The sequence below is a fragment of the Pseudomonas sp. B21-059 genome, from assembly GCF_026016285.1.
GTDB classification, from domain to species: domain Bacteria; phylum Pseudomonadota; class Gammaproteobacteria; order Pseudomonadales; family Pseudomonadaceae; genus Aquipseudomonas; species Aquipseudomonas danubii.
Genome location: NZ_CP087201.1, coordinates 4,735,109 through 4,753,650, shown reverse-complemented (window position 1 = coordinate 4,753,650; position 18,542 = coordinate 4,735,109). Strand labels below are relative to the sequence as shown.

Here is an 18,542-nt window from a genome sequence, read left to right as displayed (position 1 = left end):
CAGGCAGCGCCTCACGGGACACCGGCCACAGGCGGGTGCCGGCGCCGCCAGCAATGATGCAGGGAATGAGCGGGCTCATTTAGAAGGCCTCGTGGATCATGATGACGGACGCAATGGTGCGGAACAGGATGTGCAGTTCAAGACAGGCTGACCAATTTTCGATGTATTCCAGGTCGAATTCGACACGTTTTTCGATTTTTTCCAGGGTATGAGGCTCGTCACGGTAGTTATTGATCGGCGCCAGCCCGGCAGCGGCAGATTGCACAGGATCAGTTGCAAGCGCAGCCGGTTGTCGAAGAGCGACTCGGCGTACTAGCTATGGAAGATTTTCCTCGTTGGCAGGCTAATCTGGGTCATCAGTGGGAGGTACGAGCCAGGCTGGCTTGGGCAAAAAAATAATCGAAGGGACAGACTTATTTCGCTGTGCCCGAGGTCAACATCCCTCAAGGAACCCATAACCGGAGTCATGGTTGATGAATGAGCGCAAGGCACTGTTGATACTGCACGGCAAGCAGGCCCTCAACGATGAGGTGCGCGCTGCGGTTGAGGCCAAGCGTGCTGCCGGCTGGGAGGTTTCGGTGCGTCTGACCTGGGAGGCGGGAGATGCCCAGCGTCTGGTGAGCGAGGCGCTGGACGCCGGGCATACCCGGCTGATTGCCGGAGGCGGCGACGGTACGCTGCGCGATATCGCCGAGGCCCTGGCCAACGCGTCGACCCAAGCCAGTCTGGCGCTGCTGCCATTGGGCACGGCCAATGACTTTGCCCGGGCTGCCGGTGTTCCCCTTGACCCGGCGGCGGCCCTGGAACTGCTGGACGTCCCGGCTCGGACGATCGACCTGGGGGAGGTTGGCGGGCAGATTTTCCTCAATATGGCCACCGGCGGCTTTGGTAGCCAGGTCACTGCCAACACCTCTGAAGACTTGAAGAAAGTCCTTGGCGGTGCCGCTTATCTGTTCACCGGGCTGTCGCGCTTTGCCGAGTTGAGTGCGGCTTATGGCGAATTGCAGGGGCCGGATTTCCATTGGCGTGGTGAGTTGCTGGCCCTGGGCATCGGCAATGGCCGGCAGGCGGGAGGCGGGCACGAGCTTTGCCCGGGAGCCATGGCCGACGACGGCTTGCTGGATATCAGCATTCTGCCGGCGCCTCAGGAGCTGGTGGGCACTCTGAAGAGTCTGCTGGCCGGTGGCCTGGGGATCGACAATATGTTTGTCCGCGCGCGTCTGCCCTGGGTCGAGATCAAGGCCTCAAGAGGCCTGGACATCAATCTTGATGGCGAACCGCTGCAGGGCGACACTTTGCGGTTTACCGCCCGTCCTGCGGCCTTGCAGGTGCATTTGCCGGCGGATTCGCCGTTGCTCGGCGCCGCTCGCTGAGTCAGTCGTCGAGGCTGATGATGCGCTCGCGCACGGCGAACAGCACCAGCCCGGCGACGTCGAAGATCTGCAGGCGTTTCATGATCTGCGAGCGATGGGTTTCCACGGTCTTGATGCTCAAACCCAGGCCCAGAGCTATCTCCCGGGTGGACTTGCCCCGCACGATCAGCCGCAGTATTTCCAGCTGGCGAGCCGTCAGGTTGTGGTTTTCCGCAGGCTGGGGCTGGTGCTTCTGGGCTCGGGTCAGCGCCTGGTTGATCACGGTGTGAGCAATGGCCGGACTCAGGTAGCGTTCGTTGTTGCGCAAGGCTTCCAGGGCGTGTTCGAGTTCGGTGGCGGTGGTGTCCTTGAGCAAATAGCCGTGGGCGCCGGATTCCAGGGCCTGCATGATCAGGGAGGGATCGGTATGCATCGACAGAATCAGGACTTTGCTCTGGGGCCGCATTGCCTTGAGCCGGCGCAGGGCGTCCAGGCCGCCGATGCGTTTCATCGACAGGTCCAGCAGGACGATGTCCGGATGCAGTTTCTCGACCATTTCCAGCAGTTGCGCGCCGTCATCGGCTTCACCGATCACCGCGTATCCGGGAATGTCCATGACCAGGGCACGCACGCCAGCCCTGATAAGCGAGTGGTCATCCACCAAGAGTAAATTACAGGTCAATGTGAAACCTTATTCGTGCTGGCCCGCTCAAGGGTGCGAGGGGCCCAGGGAAAGAGTGCTTCGATCTGGGTGCCTTGGTCGAACTCGCTGGTGACCTGCAACAGGCCACCCAACTGGCTGATTCGTTCCTGCATCCCGGCCATGCCGCGCTGGCCCAGGGCGCCGGGATCGCTGGCCGGGGCGAACCCCTGGCCATCATCGCTGATGAACAGCGAAAGGCCTTCCGGCAGTCGCTGTATTCGTACCAACAGGTTTTTCGCCTGGGCGTGGCGCAGCATGTTGGTGACCGCTTCCTGGGTGATGCGAAAGGCTGCGACGGCCATCTCTTCCGGGATTCCCGACAGGCGCTGGCGGCATTCCAGGCTCCAGTGCACCGAGGTGTTTTCCAGGGTCTTGAGCAGGTGGGCGCGCAGGCTGGCCTCCAGTCCCAGGCTGGCCAACTGCCGAGGATTGAGGATTGCGGACACGTCACGCACTTTGGCCAGGGTCTCTTCCAGAGTGGTGCCGAGCACCGCGCAGGAATCCTGCAGGTCGTCCGGCAGGCGACGCTTGAGCCAATCGGTCTGCAGTTTTGCCGCTGTCAGCAACTGGCCGATGTCATCGTGCAGTTCACGGCTGAGGCGGTGTCGCTCATTTTCCTTGACCTCTAGCAGGCGTTCGGCGAGCTCCTGGGGCTGGAAACGGATGGACTTTCGCGAATAGCCGTATTGCACCCAGATACAGGTCAGGGCCGCGATATTGAGCAGCAGCAAGATCAGCGGCAAGGGCCGGTCCAGGCAATAGATCAGTGCGTTGCCCAAGGTTGAGCAGGAACACAGCAACAGGCTGAGCCAGCGCAGATGATCTAGAGAGAGGGGCCAAGAGAAGAGTGACTTGAGGCTGGCGTACATAGCGGATGGAGCCAATGAATGTTCGCTGCGAGAGCCTTGTCAGAAGTGGATGACGAGGCTTGTTTGAGAAACGGTGTTATTTGAATACTGGGTTTCAATCAACGTTGTCTGTTTGTCTTGTACAAGCCGAGTAGTGACTGCCGACATTGGAATCAAAGTGCCATTACTGTGTCCGTTTATGGGCGACATAATACCACCGAAGATACCGTTGGTCGCGTTTATACGCACAGTTATATATGTCCTGAAAGTCAGGAATATGGATCTGCTGCACGTTTGTTCCATTTCCTCCATGGACTTCGGGAGGGCTAATGAAAGCTCGGGATGTGGGCGATGTTGCGGGCCCATGCAGGGCTATGAACAGTAAGTCCCGGGGCTGGCGCTAGTTGGAGTTGTAGAATCGGTAATGTCGCTCTTGGGTATGAAATACTCAATAACGACCAGATAGTTGACCCTGAGCCTGAAGTTCTACTGATATTTCGGGTTGGCTATTGTAACTGCGGGTTTTATCTGCCAGCCAGCGGCACAAGTGCAACTTCAATGGGTGCAGGATGGATAAGCGCAGGTACAGTTTTGCGCCACTTGATCGGTCAGTTCGTTGATCAGCAGGGCCTGTTCGCTGTCATCCAGATTGAGTTGGCCGTTGTGCGGGTCGATCAATTCCAGTTGCCAGGCCATCAGGGTCAGGCAGCTTTTCAAGGCGTCGAGGATCGGATCGTTGAGGTCCACTGGATGTGCTGTACGTTTCAACACGCCATGAATGTGCAAGGCGAATTCGGCCAGCGGGCTGATGGAATGGCGTGCTGCCGTCTGGGCCAGGCACAACAGGCTGGCGAGCAGGCAGTTGATCGCTTCTTCGTCATTCCTGATCAAGTGCAGATGGCTCAGGCAATCTTCCGATTTAGCCAGTAGAGCCTGAGCTTCAAGCAGGAACTCAGGCAGGGGGGGAGCGCACTCATGGCCGTCCTTTAGCATGCTTATCTCCATGACTTCGAGTCCGATGGCGGGATAGGGCCTTGGCTGAACGGTTTTAAGGTATGACGCGTTTTTTGCGTTTGTATATCAGATAAATCTGATTTTTTTTCAGGTGGCGCGAGCGGCTGTGAGAGTGGTTGTTCATCGCTTTTGCAAGCAACCCGAATGCCGGCCACAGCAATGCGGCGCACTTGCGCTGGGGCTTGATGGGCGTGGGTACTGAGGCTTGAAAGGGTGCTGGGCCACCTTTCTGCGATCACAAACAAAAGCCTGACTCCGTTCATGCAATGAGAATGGCGTCACATTAATGGCTATTGGATATTGCGAATATCAGGATGGTCCTGATTGTTGCTAGGGGAAACCCTTAGGCGCGGGAACTTCACGCCGCGAAGAAGGTCGCGCCGTCGGAGAGTCGTGCTGATGAATTGACCGGCTCAGTAAAGCATGATGTTAATGTGACATCAATGGCTTTCATGTGGCAATTTGCATGCGGGTCAAGATCCGGCGGATCCCGCCGATATCTGTCTTTAGTGAATTCATCAGAACAAGCCCAGGAGTCATTAATGGCCGGCATTCTCGACACGGTAGATCAACGCACGCAGCTGGTGGGTGAGAATCGCCTGGAAATCCTCATGTTCCGCCTGGCCGGTCGGCAGCTGTTCGCGATCAACGTCTTCAAGGTCCAGGAAGTCCTGCAACTGCCCAAGCTGACCCTGATGCCGCAGCGCCACCCGTTCGTTTGCGGTGTGGTCAACCTGCGTGGCCAGACCTTGCCGGTCATCGACCTGTCCCAGGCCATCGGCATGCGCCCGCTGGTTCCGGGGCCCAACAGCACCATCATCGTCACCGAGTACAACCGTTCGGTGCAGGCGTTCCTGGTGGGCGGCGTGGACCGCATCGTCAACATGAACTGGGAAGCCATCATGCCGCCGCCCACCAGCGCCGGGCGCCAGCATTACCTGACGGCCATCAGCAAGGTTGACGAGCAACTGGTGGAAATCATCGACGTCGAGAAGGTCCTGGCGGAAATCGTGCCCTACAACGCCAAGGTTTCCCGGGACAAGCTGGAAGATCCTGTGCTCGAACGTGCTCGCGGCCGTGAAGTGTTGCTGGTGGATGACTCCAACGTGGCGCTTTCACAACTGCGCGACACCCTCGGCCAGTTGGGGGTGAAGATGCACATCGCCAGCGATGGCCTCAAGGCTCTGAACATGCTCAAGGCCTGGGCCGACACCGGGGTCGACATGACCGACAAGTTGTTGATGGTATTCACCGATGCGGAAATGCCGGAGATGGACGGCTATCGCCTGACTACCGAGATCCGCAACGACCCGCGCCTGCGTGGGCTCTATGTGGTCCTGCACACATCCTTGTCCGGCAGTTTCAACGAATCGATGGTGAAGAAGGTCGGTTGCGACAACTTCCTCTCCAAGTTTCAGCCGGACAAACTGGTGGACGTGGTCCGTCAGCGTTTGATGCTGGATGAAGTCAGCGTCTGATTCATGAGGATGTCCGGCTGCTTTTCCCTTGCACCTTTGTTTCGTCGAAGCGCTGGTATAGGGTGAGGCTTTTTGCCCACACAGGGAGCTGGACATGCGTCTTAGCGCGCTTTATCGATACCCGTTGAAATCCGCAAAGGGCGAAACCCTGCAACAGATCGGCCTGGACAAGCTCGGCCTGGAGGGGGATCGCCGCTGGATGCTGGTGGACGAGGCCAGCGGGCGCTTCCTCACCCAGCGTGCCGTGGGCCGCATGAGCCAGCTCTCGGCGCTGTGCAATGACCAGGGTGGCCTGACCCTCAGCGCTCCCGGGTTTTCCACCCTTGATGTGCCCCTGCCAGCGGCCGATGCCGCACTGCGCGGCGTGACCATCTGGCATGACAGCCTGCGGGTGCCTGATGCCGGTGACGAAGCGGGCGCCTGGGTCAGTGAGTTCATCGGCAAGCCCACCCGCCTGGTGCAGGTACCCGCGGAACGGGCGCGGAGCACCGCAGCCGGTTACGGCAGGGACGATGATCAAGTGGCGTTCGCCGATGGTTTTCCACTCTTGTTGATTGGCCAGGCGTCCCTGGAGGACCTGGCCGGTCGCGTCGGGCGGCCTCTGGAGATGCTGCGTTTTCGACCCAATCTGGTGATCGAAGGCAGCGAGCCCTTTGCCGAGGACCAGTGGCGGCGCATACGGATTGGCGATGTCGAGTTTCGTGTGGTCAAGCCGTGCTCGCGCTGCATCCTGACCACCATTGACCCACAGACTGGCGAACGCAGCGCCGACCGCGAACCCCTGGCCACTTTGCAGAAATATCGCGCCCAGGCTGACGGGGCGATGTTCGGGCAGAATCTGGTCAACGACGGCAATGGTCGCTTGCAGGTGGGGATGCCAGTGACTGTCCTCGAATAGCGTTTCTTGGCTCCATGAAAAATGCCCGTCTCTTTAGGAGACGGGCATTTTTTTGTCAGCGCGACAGCCGTGACAGGTGAATCAACCGCGGTATTCGCACAGGTAGGCGGTTTCCACGGCGACTTTCAGTTGGAACTTGCTGTTGGCCGGTACGTTGAACTGGCTGCCGGCAGGAAAGGTTTCCCAGTCGGCGCTGTCGGGCAGGCGCACGGTCAGGGCGCCGGACACCACGTGCATGATTTCCCGTTGCGCCGTACCGAACTCGTATTCGCCCGGGGCCATGACGCCAATGGTGGCTGGACCTTCGGCCGTGCCGAAGGCAATCGACTTGACGGTGCCGTCGAAGTACTCGTTGACTTTAAACATGGGCGATTCCTCAAGAAAGGGTCAAAAAGGTCGGCCAGTATGCACAAGGCCTCAAAGGCCGTCACCTGCCGCCATCATGGAAGAATCAGCGGCAATAAGCGCGCTGTATTGCGTGCATCTTCCAGGGCTCGATGCTGCTGGCCGTTGAACTGCATGCCGGCCAGCTGCAAGGCTGCATTCAGGCCCAGGGGGCGCTCCAGACGCCGGGCCTTGGCAAAGCGCTGCTTGAGGTTCATGTGGGGGACGTCATTCAACAGGCTGTGCAGTTGCTGGTTGTGCCACTCCAGTTGCAGTTGCTTGCGGTCATAGTCGCCCCAACTGGCCCAGCCCTCCAGGCGCGACTGATGCTGGCCCAGCCAGCGTTCGAACAGGGTCCAGACTTCGCCCAACGGTGCGGCGCTGTCGATATTGGCCTGAGTGATATGGGTCAGCTCGCGACAGAACGGCGTCAGCCGAGGGCGTCGCAGGGGGCGGACGAAACGCTGGAAATGGTCCTGTTCCCGACCCTGGCGGTTGACCAGGGTGGCTCCGATTTCGATGATTTCCATCTCGCTTACCGGCCAGCCCCCTTCATCCGTCGTGGCTTCCAGATCTATTACCAGCCAGTGGGGCATCGCTAATTCCAGCCTTCAAGCTCCTGATGAGGCTTGAGCGTAGCCAAAGCTGAGGCATCCGCCTAGTGCTCCATTTCCGCGGCGGGGCCGGCTTGTTCCACCTCCAGCAGAATCTGCCGGTTCTTCACCTGGTCCCCGAGGTTGACCTGGACCCGGGTGATCACTCCGTCGATCCCGGCCTTGAGCGGGTGCTCCATCTTCATTGCCTCCAGCACCAGCAGCAGTTGGCCCTTGCTGACACTCATGCCCTCGCTGACCAGTACGTCGACTATGGCCCCGTCCATGGGCGCCTTGAGGGTGCCGGAATCGGTGCTCAGTTGACTCTGTACCGGCGCATGGGTGCGGTCCTGCAGATGCAGGCTGCCCTGGCGGCTGTTCAGCCAGAGTTCGCCGTCTTGCAACCGATAGGCGTAGTGCCGGCGAATGCCCGCGACCTCCAGCGTGGCCCGACGGCCATCGGCGGCCATCACCTTGATTGCCCACACGTCATCCCCCTGCTGTACGTGCAACAGGCCCGATGTCGAAGGGCTCAGCTCCAGCGACCATTGACGGTCATCCAGACCGATGCGGTAGCCCAGGGGCACACTGGCGTTATTGCGCCAGGCACTCAGGTTTGAGCGGTGTGCGCTGGCGCTGTGGTGATAGAAGAGCGCAGCGGCGATGGCCAGTTCCTCAAGGCTGGGGCACTGCGGTTGCAGGCTTAGGTCCTCGGCAAAATGTTCGGCGATGAACGCGGTGCTGAACCGACCGCTGGCAAATACCGGGTGCCTGAGCAGACCGGCCAGCAGCCGGCGATTGCTTTCAAGCCCCAGCAGCACACAGTCCTCGACCCCGCGCAACAGCTTGCGCCGGGCTTCCTCGCGGGTGGCACCGTGGGCGATCAGCTTGCCCAGCATCGGGTCGTAGAAGGGGCTGACCCATTGGCCTTCCTGCAAGCCGTGGTCGGTGCGTATCCCCGGCGCCGGCTGCCAACGCAGGACCTGGCCGGTCTGGGGCAGAAAGTTCTGCGCCGGGTCCTCGGCGTACAGGCGAACTTCGATGGCATGGCCGTTGAGCTGCACCTGCTCCTGGGTCAGGGGCAGGGGCTCGCCGGCAGCGACTTGCAACTGCAGGGCCACCAGATCCAGGCCGGTGACCAATTCCGTGACGGGATGCTCCACCTGCAGACGGGTGTTCATTTCCAGGAAGTAGAACTGACCGCGGGCGTCCAGCAGGAACTCCACAGTGCCGGCACCGACATAGTTCACCGCGCGCCCGGCCTTGAGCGCCGCTTCGCCCATGGCCCGACGCAGTTCCTCGGTCATTACCGGGCAGGGCGCCTCCTCGATGACCTTCTGATGGCGGCGCTGAATCGAGCAGTCCCGTTCACCCAGATAGATCAAGTGACCGTGCTGGTCGCCGAAGACCTGCATTTCCACGTGCCGCGGCTCGATCAGCGCCTGTTCCAGAATCAGCTCGTCGCTGCCGAAGGCATGCAGGGCTTCCGAGCGCGCGGTACGGATCTGCTCCAGCAGATCTTCGTGCTGCTGCACCAGGCGCATGCCGCGTCCGCCACCGCCGGCGCTGGCCTTGATCATCAGCGGATAGCCGATGCGCTGGGCCTCGCGCTGCAAGGTGGCGTCGTCCTGCTCCTCGCCCTGGTAACCCTGGATGCAAGGCACGCCGGCTTCGAGCATGGCGATCTTCGAGCGGCGCTTGCTGCCCATCAGTTCGATGGCGGCGGCACTGGGGCCGATGAAGGTGATACCGGCGGCGGCACAGGCCGCGGCGAACTCGGGGTTTTCCGAGAGGAAGCCGTAGCCCGGATGAATGGCGTCGGCACCGCTGCGCCGGGCAGCGTCGAGGATCGCCTCGCTGTTGAGGTAGGACTGCTGCACCTGGGACGGGCCGATGTGGATGGCTTCGTCGGCCATGTGCACATGCAGGGCCTCGGCGTCGGCGTCGCTGAATACGGCCACGGTGCGATAGCCCAGGGCCTGGGCGGTGCGCTGGATGCGGCAGGCGATTTCGCCACGGTTGGCGATCAGGATCTTGTTGAAGGTGGGCATACAGGCTCCCGGGAATCGGTGGGGGGCGTTCGCCGGCAAGCCGGCTCCTACAAGGGCTCAGCTGGCCCAGGCCGGTTTGCGTTTCTGCACAAAGGCCAGGGTGCCTTCGAGGCCTTCCGCTCCGGTGACAGCCTGGGCGAAGTCTTCGGCGGCCTGATCCAGCAGGGGCCCCAGAGGCTGGTCGACGCTGGCCAGGAGCAGGGCCTTAGTCGCAGCGTTGGCCCCGGGCGCGCAGCGCAGGACCTGCGACAACTGCTGTTCAAGGCGTTCTTCCAGGGCCCGGGGATCAGCCTCGACAAAATGCACCAGGCCCAGGTGCAGGGCCTCGGCGCCGTCGAAGCGGGCGGCGGTCAGGGTCAAGCGTCGGGCCTGGGTCAGGCCGATGCGCCGCACCACGAAAGGGGCGATCTGCGCCGGCAGCAGGCCGAGGCCGGTTTCCGGCATGCCGAACTGCGCACTGTGTTCGGCGATGGCGATATCGCTGACACACGCCAGGCCGAAGCCGCCGCCCAGCACCGCTCCTTGCAGCACGCAGACCAGCACCTGGGGCGTCTGCTGGGCTTCTTCCAGCAGCGCACCGAAGGCCCGGTTCAGTTCACGGTAGGCAGCGCTGCCTCGGGTGCGGGCGCCGGCCATGTCCTTGAGGTCGCCACCGGCACAGAAATGGCCACCGGCGCCCCGCAGGACCAAGGCGCGGATACTCCGCCGATCTCTCACGGCAGCGAGCACGGTGCGCAGTTCCGCCACCATCTGCAGGCTCATGGCGTTGCGGCTCTCGGGGCGGTTGAGGGTGATGAACAGCACACCATTGCGCGGTTCCAGCAGCAGGGTCTGGCAGGTCGGGAGCGGGCTCATTTCTTTTTCCCCGGCAGGATGCCCATGAGTTTGCAGATGATCCCCAGCATGATCTCGTCGGCGCCGCCGCCAATGGAAACCAGGCGCACATCGCGATAGGCGCGGGCCACCGGGTTGTCCCACATGAAGCCCATGCCGCCCCAGTACTGCAGGCAGCTGTCGCTGACTTCGCGACCCAGGCGCCCGGCCTTGAGCTTGGCCATGGAGGCCAGGCGAGTCACGTCCTGGCCGCGCACATACTGCTCGGTGGCCTGGTAGACCAGGGCCCGCAGGCACTCGATCTCGGTGGACAGTTCGGCCAGGCGGAAGTGGATCACCTGATTGTCGATCAGCGGGTTGCCGAAGGTGCGGCGCTCCTTGCAGTACTCGATGGTGCTGTCGACGCAGTACTCCAGGCCCTTGATCATGTTCGCTGCGCCGAACAGCCGTTCCTCCTGGAACTGCAGCATCTGCATCATGAAACCGGCGCCTTCATGACCGATTCGATTGCGCTGGGGCACCCGCACATCGTCGAAGAACACCTGGGCGGTTTCCGAGCTGCGCATGCCGAGCTTGTCCAGATGCGAACTGAGGCTGATGCCCGGGGTGTTCATCGGCACCATGATCAGCGACTTGTTGATGTGTGGCTTGTCGTCCGAGGTATTGGCCAGCAGACAGATGAAGTCGGCGCTGGGGGAGTTGGTGATCCACATCTTGCTGCCGTTGATCACGTAGTCGTCGCCGTCCTTGCGGGCGTGGGTCTTGAGCCCGGCCACATCGGAACCGGCGCCGACTTCGGAGACGCCGATGCAGCCCACCTGCTCGCCCGTGATGGCCGGGCGCAGAAACTCGTCGCGCAGCTCATCGGAACCGAAGCGCGCCAGGGCCGGGGTGCACATGTCGGTCTGTACGCCGATGGACATGGGAATACCGCCGCAATGGATGGTGCCGAACTCTTCGGCGGCGACGATGGAATAGCTGTAGTCCAGGCCCATGCCGCCGAATTTTTCCGGTTTGGAGATGCCCAGCAGCCCCAGCTCGCCGGCCTTGCGGAAAATCTCGTGGATGGGAAAGCGCCCGGCTTTCTCCCATTCCTCCACATGGGGGTTGATTTCGCGGTCGACAAATTGGCGCACCGTGCGCCGCAGTTCTTCGTGTTCCTGGGTGAAGATCATTGTTGTTCTCCTCAAGTGGGGTCAGACCGCGAAATGCCCTATCAAAACCGTGCCACACCGAAACTGTTGGGCTGCAAGACCCGGGCCTCGGCCTCATGGCAGATGTCCAGCAGGTAGCCCAGCAGCGTGCGGGTATCCCGGGGGTCGATCAGGCCGTCGTCCCACAGGTTGGCGCTGCCGTACAAGGCCGTGGACTGGCCGTCGAGTTTCTGCGCGGTGACCTGCTCCAGCATGTCGAGCATCTTCGGGTCGGCTTCCTGGCCGTTCTTCGCATGCTTGGCCTCGGTGACGATGCGCAGCACCTTGCCGGCCTGAGCGCCGCCCATCACCGCGGTACGGCTGTTGGGCCAGGCGAAGATGAAGCGCGGGTCCAGGCCACGGCCACACATCGCATAGTTGCCGGCGCCGTAGGAACCGCCGACGACGATGGTCAGCTTCGGCACCCGGGCATTGGCCACCGCCTGGATCATCTTCGCCCCATGCTTGATCACCCCTTGCTGCTCAGATTCGGTGCCCACCATGAAGCCGGTGGTGTTGTGGAAAAACAGCAGCGGCGTGCGGCTCTGATCGCAGAGCTGGATAAACTGCGCCGCCTTGCTCGCGCCCTGGGGCGTGATCGGGCCGTTGTTGCCGATAAAACCGCAGGGCCGGCCCTGGATCTGCAGGTGGCCGCACAGGGTCTGGGCATCGAACTCGCCCTTGAATTCCAGGAACTGCGAGCCGTCCGCCAGGCGGGCGATGATTTCCCGGGCGTCATAGGGCTTTTTCGGATCAGAGGGAATCAGTCCGAGCAGTTCGTCGATGGGATACAGCGGCTCGCTCCAGGTTCTGGCGGGCTGTACCGGCAATTGAGCGTTCCACGGCAACAGGCTGACGATCTCGCGGACGATGCGGATGCCGTCGGCGTCGTTCTGCGCCAGGTACTCGGCGGTACCGGCGACCTGGGCGTGCATCTCGGCGCCGCCCAGTTGTTCATCGGTGGCCACCTCGCCGGTGGCGGCTTTGAGCAGTGGTGGTCCGGCGAGAAACAGCTTGGCCTTGCCCCGTACCACCACCACGTAATCCGAGAGCCCGGGCTGGTAGGCGCCACCGGCGGTGGCCGAGCCGTGGACCACGGTGATCTGTGGCAGGCCCATGGCCGACATTCGCGCCTGATTGGCGAAACTGCGCGCGCCCTCGACGAAGATCTCCGCCGCGTAGTTGAGGTTGGCGCCCCCGCTTTCCGCCAGGGTTACCACCGGCAGCTTGTTCTCCATGGCGATCTGTTGCAGGCGCAGGGACTTCTTCAGGCCGCTGGGGGAAATGGTCCCGCCCTTGATCGCGCTGTTGTTGGCCACCACCAGCATGCGCACCCCGCACACATAGCCGATGCCGGCGATCAGGCCGCCACCGGCCTGGCTGCCGTCCTTGTCATCGTGCAGCTTGTAGCCGGCGAGGCTGGCCAGTTCAAGAAAGGGCGCGCCGGGGTCCAGCAGCAGGTTGAGGCGTTCCCGGGGCAGCAGCTGGCCGCGCTGGTCGAATTTGGCCTTGGCCTCGGCCGCCTTGTTCAGTAGGTTTTGCTGCAGGGCCTGCAACTGTTGCAAGCCCGCCAGCATCGCCTCGCGGTTCTGCGCGAACTGCGGGCTGTGGGGATCGAGCTGGGATTGGATCACCGGCATGGCTCAGTCCTCGCCTTTGAGCACATCGGGCAGGTAGGCCCGATGAAAACCGTTGTACGACTCACTGTTGCGCGCCTTGGCCAACGGCCAGGCGCGGCTGCCGAGGCTGGCGGCGCCGTCGATGCGCAAGGTGCTGCCACTGACAAAGGCCGCACCGGGGCTGAGCAGAAAGACGATGGCCGCGCTGACTTCCGATTCCGTACCGATGCGTTTGAGCGGCACGTGCTCGCGCAGGGTGGGAATGATTGCCTTGAACGCGCCTTCGTAGGTGTCCATGCCACTGGAGGCGATCCAGCCCGGTGCCACGGCGTTGACCCGGACCCCGGCGTGGCCCCATTCGTAGGCAGCGGTCTTGGTGAAGTTGTCCATCCCCGAGCGGGCCGCGCCGGAGTGGCCCATGCCGGGCATGCCGCCCCACATGTCGGCGAGCATGTTGACGATGCTGCCGCCGTGGCGGCTCATGGATTGGTTGAACACTTCCCGGGCCATCAGGAAGCCGCCCACCAGATTGGTGCGCAGCACGGTTTCGAAACCTTTCTGGTTGATCGAAGCCAGGGGCGCCGGATATTGGCCGCCGGCATTGTTCACCAGGCCGTGGATCGGACCAAAGCGCTCGACCAACTGCCCTACCAGGGCCTTGACCGCTTCTTCGTCACGAATGTCGCAGGCCTGCCAGTGGGCCTGGCCGCCGTCCTCGGCAATCTCCCCGGCAACCTTCTGCAGTTTCTCCGCCTTGCGCCCCACCAGCAGCACCTGGGCACCCAGGGCCGCCAGCTCATGGGCCGTGCAACGACCAATGCCGCTGCCACCGCCGGTGACGATGATGGTCTGGCCGGCAAACAGTTGCGCTTTGAAAATCGAGTCGTACACCACGGCAGCTCCTTTAATTGACGGCATCGGCAATGCTCTGCGGCACCGGGATCTGGATTTCCAGCAACTGCTGGGCGAAGGCCTTGCCTTGCGGGTCGATGCGCAGGCTGGCGACACCGCCGCCGCCCAGGGCGTTTTCCAGCAGGAAGTTGAGGCCATGAATGCCCGGCAGGTACCAGCGCTGGACCCGGCCGTGGACCGGGTCCAGCACATGCCCCATCCAGTCCACCAGCACTTCGGGGGTCAGGGCTTCGGCGATCCATGGCAGGTAGTCGGGATGGCGCGCCAGCACACCGATGTTGCTGTGGTTGCCCTTGTCGCCCGAGCGCGCCACCGCCAACTTGACCAGGGGCACGCTGGCATCGGGACGGCCTTGGGGCTTGGGCAGTGAATGCGGGGCGGGCAGGGCGCTGGCGTCCAGGCGGTCGACTTCGGGCAGGGCGCAGGGATGACGCTGGCCGGCGAGGTCGATTTCCAGGTGGCAGGCGTCCTTGTCCAGCAGGAAAGAAAACAGCCGGATCACCGGATACACCGTGGGTCGTCCACCGACGATGCCGGTCAGCCCTGGAGCCATGCCGGTGGCGGCCTGGGCAATCTCCCTGGAGAACAGCACCAGCGCCGCCTTGTGCGGATGGCGCACCGCCAGCTTGATCACCACTTCGCGGCTGTCCTGGCGACGGCCATGGGGGCCGTAGGTGGCTTCGCTGCCCAACAGTTCGATGTTGACTTCGCTGTAGTCCGGCCAGCCGCGCTGGCTGAACATTTCGCGGGTCTTGTCGATGATCGCCTGGCTGACCCGGCGTGCCTTGGCCACCGCGTCGATCCCGGCCATCAGGCAACTGGCGGTGCAACGGAAGCCGTCCGGGTAGGTGGCGCTGACCTTGTACTGGTGGCTCGGGGGCAGACCCTTGGCACCCTGGACCCGGACTTCATTCGGTGCCGACTGCTGTACCTGCACCTGGGAGAAATCGCACACCACATCGGGAAGCAGATAAGCCCGTGGATTGCCGATTTCGTACAGCAACTGCTCACCGACTGTCAGCGGACTGATGAGCCCACCGGTCCCCGGAGCCTTGCTGACCACGAACCCGCCGTCGGCGTCGACCTCGACGATGGGAAAGCCGATGTGCTCGTAGTCCGGCACCTCGCGCCAATCGGTGAAGTTGCCGCCACTGCACTGGGCGCCACACTCGATGATGTGTCCGGCGAGGGCCGCCTGGGCCAGGCGGTCGTAGTCCCGCCAGGACCAGGCGAATTCGTGGACCAGGGCGCCGCTGACCACCGCGCTGTCGACGCCGCGACCGGTGATCACGATATCCGCTCCCAGGCGCAGGGCCTCGACGATGCCCGGGGCGCCGAGGTAGGCATTGGTGGAGACGCACATCGGTGGCAAGGGGGCGTCACTGAACATTTCCTTGATTCCGGCGCCGGCCAGTTGCTTGAACTGCGGTTGCAGGTCGTCCCCCAGCAGCACGGCGATCTTCAGTGGCACCCCGGCCTGCTCGCAGGCGCTGCGCAAGGCACTGGCGCAGGCGTGGGGATTGACCCCGCCGGCATTGCTGATCACGCGGATCTGCTGTTCGTGGATCGACGCCAGCAGCGGCTTGAGCACCTCGACAAAATCCGTGGCGTAACCCGTGTCCGGGTCTTTCATGCGGGCCCCGGCCATGATCGACAGGGTGATCTCCGCCAGGTAATCGAACACCAGGTAATCCAGGCGTCCACCTTCCACCAGTTGCGCGGCGGCGCTGCTGGTATCGCCCCAGAAGGCGCTGGCGCAGCCGATTCGTACGGTCTTGGTCATGGCAGGGCTCTCGAGAAAAGAACTGCGAGGAGGCTACCAAGCAAGCGCTTGGTTTGTAAATGGGCGAGTGGATTCTTCGACCCAAGCGCTTGCTTGGTAGCAGTGAGGGGCTTAAATTGCGCGCGCTACAGCCGGTTTCCGGCTGAGCTTTTGACGAAGTGACGGTAGGAGAACACCGGTGGATGAGCAAAAAGCCTTGCAGGTAGTGCGCGAGCTGATCGCCAGCGGACAAGTGACCGATCCCGAGAGCGCCCGGGGCAAGCTGTTGCAGACTGCCGCGCACCTGTTTCGCAACAAGGGTTACGAACGCACCACGGTGCGCGATCTGGCCGGCGCGGTGGGTATTCAATCCGGCAGCATCTTCCACCACTTCAAGAGCAAGGACGACATCCTGCGCGCGGTGATGCAGGAAACCATTCACTACAACACCGCCTTGATGCGCGCCGAACTGGCCGAGGCCGGCAGCGTGCGCGAGCGAGTGCTGGCGCTGATCCGCTGCGAACTGCAATCGATCATGGGCGGCAGCGGCGAAGCCATGGCGGTGCTGGTCTATGAGTGGCGTTCGCTGTCCCCGGAAGGTCAGGCCGCGGTCCTGGCATTGCGGGACATCTACGAACAGATCTGGCTGCAGGTGCTGGGCGAGGCCAAGGACGCCGGATTCATCAAGGGCGATGTGTTCATTACCCGGCGCTTCCTCACTGGCGCCTTGTCCTGGACCACTACCTGGTTCCGCGCCCAGGGCAGCATGACGCTGGAGCAATTGGCCCAGGAAGCCTTGCTGTTGGTGCTCAAGGATCATTGAGGCGCTGATTTATTCTCTGCCGCGAGATTGTCGAAGCGCCTGAAAACGCCTAGCTTTACGGCATTCCTTTTCTTTTCTCCGAGGTGTGTTGCCTTGATGTCCTTGCCGCTGCGGTCAGCCTTGCGAATGCTCTTGCTGGCGCTGGCAACACTTTGGGTCTGTCCGGCCTTCTCGGCGCAGCTGGTGCGGGTCGCGGCGGCGCATTTTCCGCCCTATACCGTCCGTCCTGAAACCGGTGCCGATACCGGTTTGCTGCCGCAGTTGGTGGAAGCGCTCAACCAGTCCCAGAACGACTACCAGTTCGTCCTGGTTCCCACGTCGATTCCCCGACGCTTCCGAGACTTCGAACAAGGTCGAGTGGACCTGGCGATCTTCGAGAATCCGGCCTGGGGCTGGGAGAAGATTGCCCATACCAGTGTCGACATGGGCCTGGAAGATGCGGAGATTTTCGTTGCGCAGCGTGAGCCCGGTCGCGGCCAGGAGTATTTTGCCGAGCTCAAGGGCAAGCGCCTGGCACTGTTCAGCGGCTATCACTACGCCTTCGCCCAGTTCAATGCCGACCCCAAGTACCTGGCCGACAGCTACAACGCCACGCTCACCTATTCCCATGACAGCAACCTGCTGATGGTGCTGCGGGGCAGGGCGGACATGGCCCTGGTGACCCGTTCCTACCTCAGCGACTTCCTGGCCCGCAACGCCCAGAGCAGCGGCCAATTGCTGGTGTCCCAGCGCATCGATCAGGTCTACCACCACTACACCCTGATCCGGCCCAAGGCGCCCATCAGCGCCGAAGACTTTGCCGGGTTCCTGCAAAAACTGCGGGACAACGGCCAGATGCGCAAAATCTTCGATCCCTACCGCATCGTCGTGATGCCCGTGCCCCACGCCTGAGGCCCGGTTTTTCCCGCTTCTGCGGGGAGCGCGGCTAAATTTCTCCCGGCGGCCCACGTCACTTGGTTGAATGCCCATTGACGGTGAGCCTTGCCATGTCCCTTGTGAATCCGCTGAGTGTCGAGGCTGTGTCCGCAGGCAGGGCGCCGGTGATCGACGAGGTTGCCGGCCGGCAGCGGCTGTTCGAATGGATCTGTGCCCGAGGGGCGGCGCCCACCGATGCCCAGTCCGTCGAAGCGGCCCGGCAGGACCGGCTGGCATTCTGGCTGTCGGCGCAGGTACACGCGCTGTACCTGGACCCGCCGGGCACTCAAGCGCCCCCGGCATTCGCCCACGCCCCCGCCTGTGCCGGGCATAACCGTTGTCGGTACTGCCAGCAGGAGTTCGATCTGTTGCACAAACGTGCGGCATTGCTGGTGCTTGGCCAGAGTGGCCTGCTTGAGGTGTGAACACGGTTCAAGCCAGGTGCTGCAGGGTGCCGGTCGCAGGTCAGCGGCGGGCGAAGGTGTCGGGTCGGTTGCCCGAGACTTTGCGGCAATGCACCAGGGCATCGCGAATCATGAAGTTCACCAGGGTCGGCGAGACCCCCAGTTCCTTGGCGATGTCCTTTTGCGGAACGCCATGCAGGCGGTACATCTCGAAGGCGTAGCGCGTGCGGCTGGGCAGTTCGGTCAGGGCTTCGGCGATGTTTTCCAGGGTGGAAAAGTTCATGTGGGAGGTTTCAGGTGAAGCGCCATGAATGACCACATTCAAGCCTTCCTCTTCAGTGCCTGAATACTTCTGCTCCAAGGCCTGCTTGCGGTAGTGATCGATGGCCAGGTTGCGCACGATCTGGAACAGGTAGCTGAGCTGGGCCTTGAACGAGGAGGTGATTTGCGGCGCCGACTGCAGGCGGAAAAAGGCATCCTGGACCACATCTTCAGCCCGGGATCGGCAGCCGGTAATTCGGGCTGCGATCTTGACCAGGATCAGACGGTTGTCGACAAAAGCCTGGAGTAACGGTGAATCGCACCTGCTTGTGGATACTTGTTCCGTCATGGAAATCACCTTGTTGCAAAGAGGTAAGTGGGACGTCAGAAAAATCCGACCTGCCCTACACATCGAGCGACAAATTAGGCTGAATGATAATGATTGTCAATTGAGAAAAAGAACTAATGCTCTCTGCCGGTGAAGATTGAGAACGGCTG

19 protein-coding genes are annotated in these 18,542 nt (G+C 62.3%); 6 read left to right on the top strand and 13 right to left on the bottom strand.

Annotated elements, in window-relative coordinates; all coding sequences use genetic code 11:
• Positions 1–79: 79 nt before the first annotated feature.
• A complete protein-coding gene (locus tag LOY69_RS20775; RefSeq protein WP_413787131.1) occupies positions 80–265 on the bottom strand; it encodes a sugar transferase in 186 nt (61 codons plus the stop codon).
• A 208-nt stretch (positions 266–473) separates the two neighbouring features.
• Between LOY69_RS20775 and yegS the strand changes: the two genes are divergently transcribed.
• Entirely contained in the window at positions 474–1,373 is a 900-nt protein-coding gene (gene yegS, locus LOY69_RS20770) for a lipid kinase YegS (RefSeq protein ID WP_102860933.1), read from the top strand.
• A 1-nt stretch (position 1,374) separates the two neighbouring features.
• On the opposite strand, the gene LOY69_RS20765 is transcribed toward yegS, so the two are convergent.
• From LOY69_RS20765 to LOY69_RS20755, 3 genes are all read right to left on the bottom strand, one after another.
• Positions 1,375–2,034 (bottom strand): response regulator transcription factor, encoded by a 660-nt coding sequence (locus LOY69_RS20765; protein WP_102880415.1) that lies wholly within the window; start codon positions 2,032–2,034, stop codon positions 1,375–1,377.
• Positions 2,031–2,924 (bottom strand): sensor histidine kinase, encoded by an 894-nt coding sequence (locus LOY69_RS20760; protein ID WP_265074915.1) that lies wholly within the window; start codon positions 2,922–2,924, stop codon positions 2,031–2,033. Before LOY69_RS20760 ends, LOY69_RS20765 begins: the two co-directional genes overlap by 4 nt.
• Positions 2,925–3,458: 534 nt before the next feature.
• Positions 3,459–3,896, bottom strand: a complete 438-nt coding sequence (locus LOY69_RS20755) for a hypothetical protein (RefSeq protein WP_102860936.1) — start codon at positions 3,894–3,896, stop codon at positions 3,459–3,461.
• 563 nt (positions 3,897–4,459) lie between these two features.
• Between LOY69_RS20755 and LOY69_RS20750 the strand changes: the two genes are divergently transcribed.
• Both LOY69_RS20750 and LOY69_RS20745 read left to right on the top strand, forming a co-directional pair.
• A complete protein-coding gene (locus tag LOY69_RS20750; protein WP_102860937.1) occupies positions 4,460–5,395 on the top strand; it encodes a chemotaxis protein CheV in 936 nt (311 codons plus the stop codon).
• 94 nt (positions 5,396–5,489) lie between these two features.
• A complete protein-coding gene (locus LOY69_RS20745) occupies positions 5,490–6,293 on the top strand; it encodes an MOSC domain-containing protein (protein ID WP_102880413.1) in 804 nt (267 codons plus the stop codon).
• A gap of 81 nt (positions 6,294–6,374) precedes the next feature.
• Here the strand turns inward: LOY69_RS20745 and LOY69_RS20740 are convergent, their stop codons facing one another.
• The 8 genes from LOY69_RS20740 to LOY69_RS20705 form a co-directional block, all read right to left on the bottom strand.
• Positions 6,375–6,659 (bottom strand): pyrimidine/purine nucleoside phosphorylase, encoded by a 285-nt coding sequence (locus LOY69_RS20740; RefSeq protein ID WP_102860939.1) that lies wholly within the window; start codon positions 6,657–6,659, stop codon positions 6,375–6,377.
• Between the two features lie 74 nt (positions 6,660–6,733).
• Positions 6,734–7,273 carry an exonuclease domain-containing protein gene (locus tag LOY69_RS20735; protein WP_102860940.1) on the bottom strand — a complete coding sequence of 180 codons (540 nt, stop codon included), beginning with the start codon at positions 7,271–7,273 and terminating at the stop codon, positions 6,734–6,736.
• Positions 7,274–7,335: 62 nt separating this feature from the next.
• Entirely contained in the window at positions 7,336–9,321 is a 1,986-nt protein-coding gene (locus LOY69_RS20730; RefSeq protein WP_265073542.1) for an acetyl/propionyl/methylcrotonyl-CoA carboxylase subunit alpha, read from the bottom strand.
• A 57-nt stretch (positions 9,322–9,378) separates the two neighbouring features.
• Complete coding sequence (locus LOY69_RS20725) at positions 9,379–10,176, bottom strand: enoyl-CoA hydratase/isomerase family protein (RefSeq protein WP_265073541.1); 798 nt, start codon at positions 10,174–10,176, stop codon at positions 9,379–9,381.
• On the bottom strand, positions 10,173–11,330 hold the full coding sequence (gene atuD, locus LOY69_RS20720; protein ID WP_102880409.1) for a citronellyl-CoA dehydrogenase: 1,158 nt from the start codon (positions 11,328–11,330) through the stop codon (positions 10,173–10,175). Before atuD ends, LOY69_RS20725 begins: the two co-directional genes overlap by 4 nt.
• A gap of 41 nt (positions 11,331–11,371) precedes the next feature.
• The gene (gene atuC, locus LOY69_RS20715; protein ID WP_265073540.1) at positions 11,372–12,988 is read right to left on the bottom strand and encodes a geranyl-CoA carboxylase subunit beta; all 1,617 of its coding nucleotides are present in this window, start codon (positions 12,986–12,988) and stop codon (positions 11,372–11,374) included.
• 3 nt (positions 12,989–12,991) lie between these two features.
• Positions 12,992–13,861, bottom strand: a complete 870-nt coding sequence (locus tag LOY69_RS20710) for an SDR family oxidoreductase (protein ID WP_102880407.1) — start codon at positions 13,859–13,861, stop codon at positions 12,992–12,994.
• A 10-nt stretch (positions 13,862–13,871) separates the two neighbouring features.
• Positions 13,872–15,662, bottom strand: coding sequence for an acyclic terpene utilization AtuA family protein (locus tag LOY69_RS20705; protein ID WP_102860946.1), 1,791 nt, complete (start codon positions 15,660–15,662; stop codon positions 13,872–13,874).
• 178 nt (positions 15,663–15,840) lie between these two features.
• On the opposite strand from LOY69_RS20705, the gene LOY69_RS20700 reads away from it, so the two are divergent.
• The 3 genes from LOY69_RS20700 (at position 15,841) to LOY69_RS20690 (ending at position 17,804) form a co-directional block, all read left to right on the top strand.
• Positions 15,841–16,464, top strand: coding sequence for a TetR/AcrR family transcriptional regulator (locus tag LOY69_RS20700; protein WP_102880406.1), 624 nt, complete (start codon positions 15,841–15,843; stop codon positions 16,462–16,464).
• Between the two features lie 96 nt (positions 16,465–16,560).
• Positions 16,561–17,355 carry a substrate-binding periplasmic protein gene (locus LOY69_RS20695; protein ID WP_102880405.1) on the top strand — a complete coding sequence of 265 codons (795 nt, stop codon included), beginning with the start codon at positions 16,561–16,563 and terminating at the stop codon, positions 17,353–17,355.
• Between the two features lie 95 nt (positions 17,356–17,450).
• Positions 17,451–17,804, top strand: a complete 354-nt coding sequence (locus tag LOY69_RS20690; RefSeq protein ID WP_110594528.1) for a pyoverdine biosynthesis protein — start codon at positions 17,451–17,453, stop codon at positions 17,802–17,804.
• Positions 17,805–17,844: 40 nt separating this feature from the next.
• Here the strand turns inward: LOY69_RS20690 and LOY69_RS20685 are convergent, their stop codons facing one another.
• Positions 17,845–18,393 (bottom strand): RNA polymerase factor sigma-70, encoded by a 549-nt coding sequence (locus LOY69_RS20685; RefSeq protein ID WP_011062465.1) that lies wholly within the window; start codon positions 18,391–18,393, stop codon positions 17,845–17,847.
• Between the last annotated feature and the right edge of the window lie 149 nt (positions 18,394–18,542).

Bases quoted from the DNA above. Each gene is read 5' to 3' on its own strand.
- yegS (WP_102860933.1), top strand. From the start codon at position 474: ATGAATGAGCGCAAGGCACTGTTGATACTGCACGGCAAGCAGGCCCTC.
- LOY69_RS20760 (WP_265074915.1), bottom strand. From the start codon at position 2,924: ATGTACGCCAGCCTCAAGTCACTCTTCTCTTGGCCCCTCTCTCTAGAT.
- LOY69_RS20755 (WP_102860936.1), bottom strand. From the start codon at position 3,896: ATGCTAAAGGACGGCCATGAGTGCGCTCCCCCCCTGCCTGAGTTCCTG.
- LOY69_RS20750 (WP_102860937.1), top strand. From the start codon at position 4,460: ATGGCCGGCATTCTCGACACGGTAGATCAACGCACGCAGCTGGTGGGT.
- LOY69_RS20745 (WP_102880413.1), top strand. From the start codon at position 5,490: ATGCGTCTTAGCGCGCTTTATCGATACCCGTTGAAATCCGCAAAGGGC.
- LOY69_RS20740 (WP_102860939.1), bottom strand. From the start codon at position 6,659: ATGTTTAAAGTCAACGAGTACTTCGACGGCACCGTCAAGTCGATTGCC.
- LOY69_RS20735 (WP_102860940.1), bottom strand. From the start codon at position 7,273: ATGCCCCACTGGCTGGTAATAGATCTGGAAGCCACGACGGATGAAGGG.
- LOY69_RS20730 (WP_265073542.1), bottom strand. From the start codon at position 9,321: ATGCCCACCTTCAACAAGATCCTGATCGCCAACCGTGGCGAAATCGCC.
- LOY69_RS20725 (WP_265073541.1), bottom strand. From the start codon at position 10,176: ATGAGCCCGCTCCCGACCTGCCAGACCCTGCTGCTGGAACCGCGCAAT.
- atuD (WP_102880409.1), bottom strand. From the start codon at position 11,330: ATGATCTTCACCCAGGAACACGAAGAACTGCGGCGCACGGTGCGCCAA.
- atuC (WP_265073540.1), bottom strand. From the start codon at position 12,988: ATGCCGGTGATCCAATCCCAGCTCGATCCCCACAGCCCGCAGTTCGCG.
- LOY69_RS20705 (WP_102860946.1), bottom strand. From the start codon at position 15,662: ATGACCAAGACCGTACGAATCGGCTGCGCCAGCGCCTTCTGGGGCGAT.
- LOY69_RS20695 (WP_102880405.1), top strand. From the start codon at position 16,561: ATGTCCTTGCCGCTGCGGTCAGCCTTGCGAATGCTCTTGCTGGCGCTG.
- LOY69_RS20690 (WP_110594528.1), top strand. From the start codon at position 17,451: ATGTCCCTTGTGAATCCGCTGAGTGTCGAGGCTGTGTCCGCAGGCAGG.
- LOY69_RS20685 (WP_011062465.1), bottom strand. From the start codon at position 18,393: ATGACGGAACAAGTATCCACAAGCAGGTGCGATTCACCGTTACTCCAG.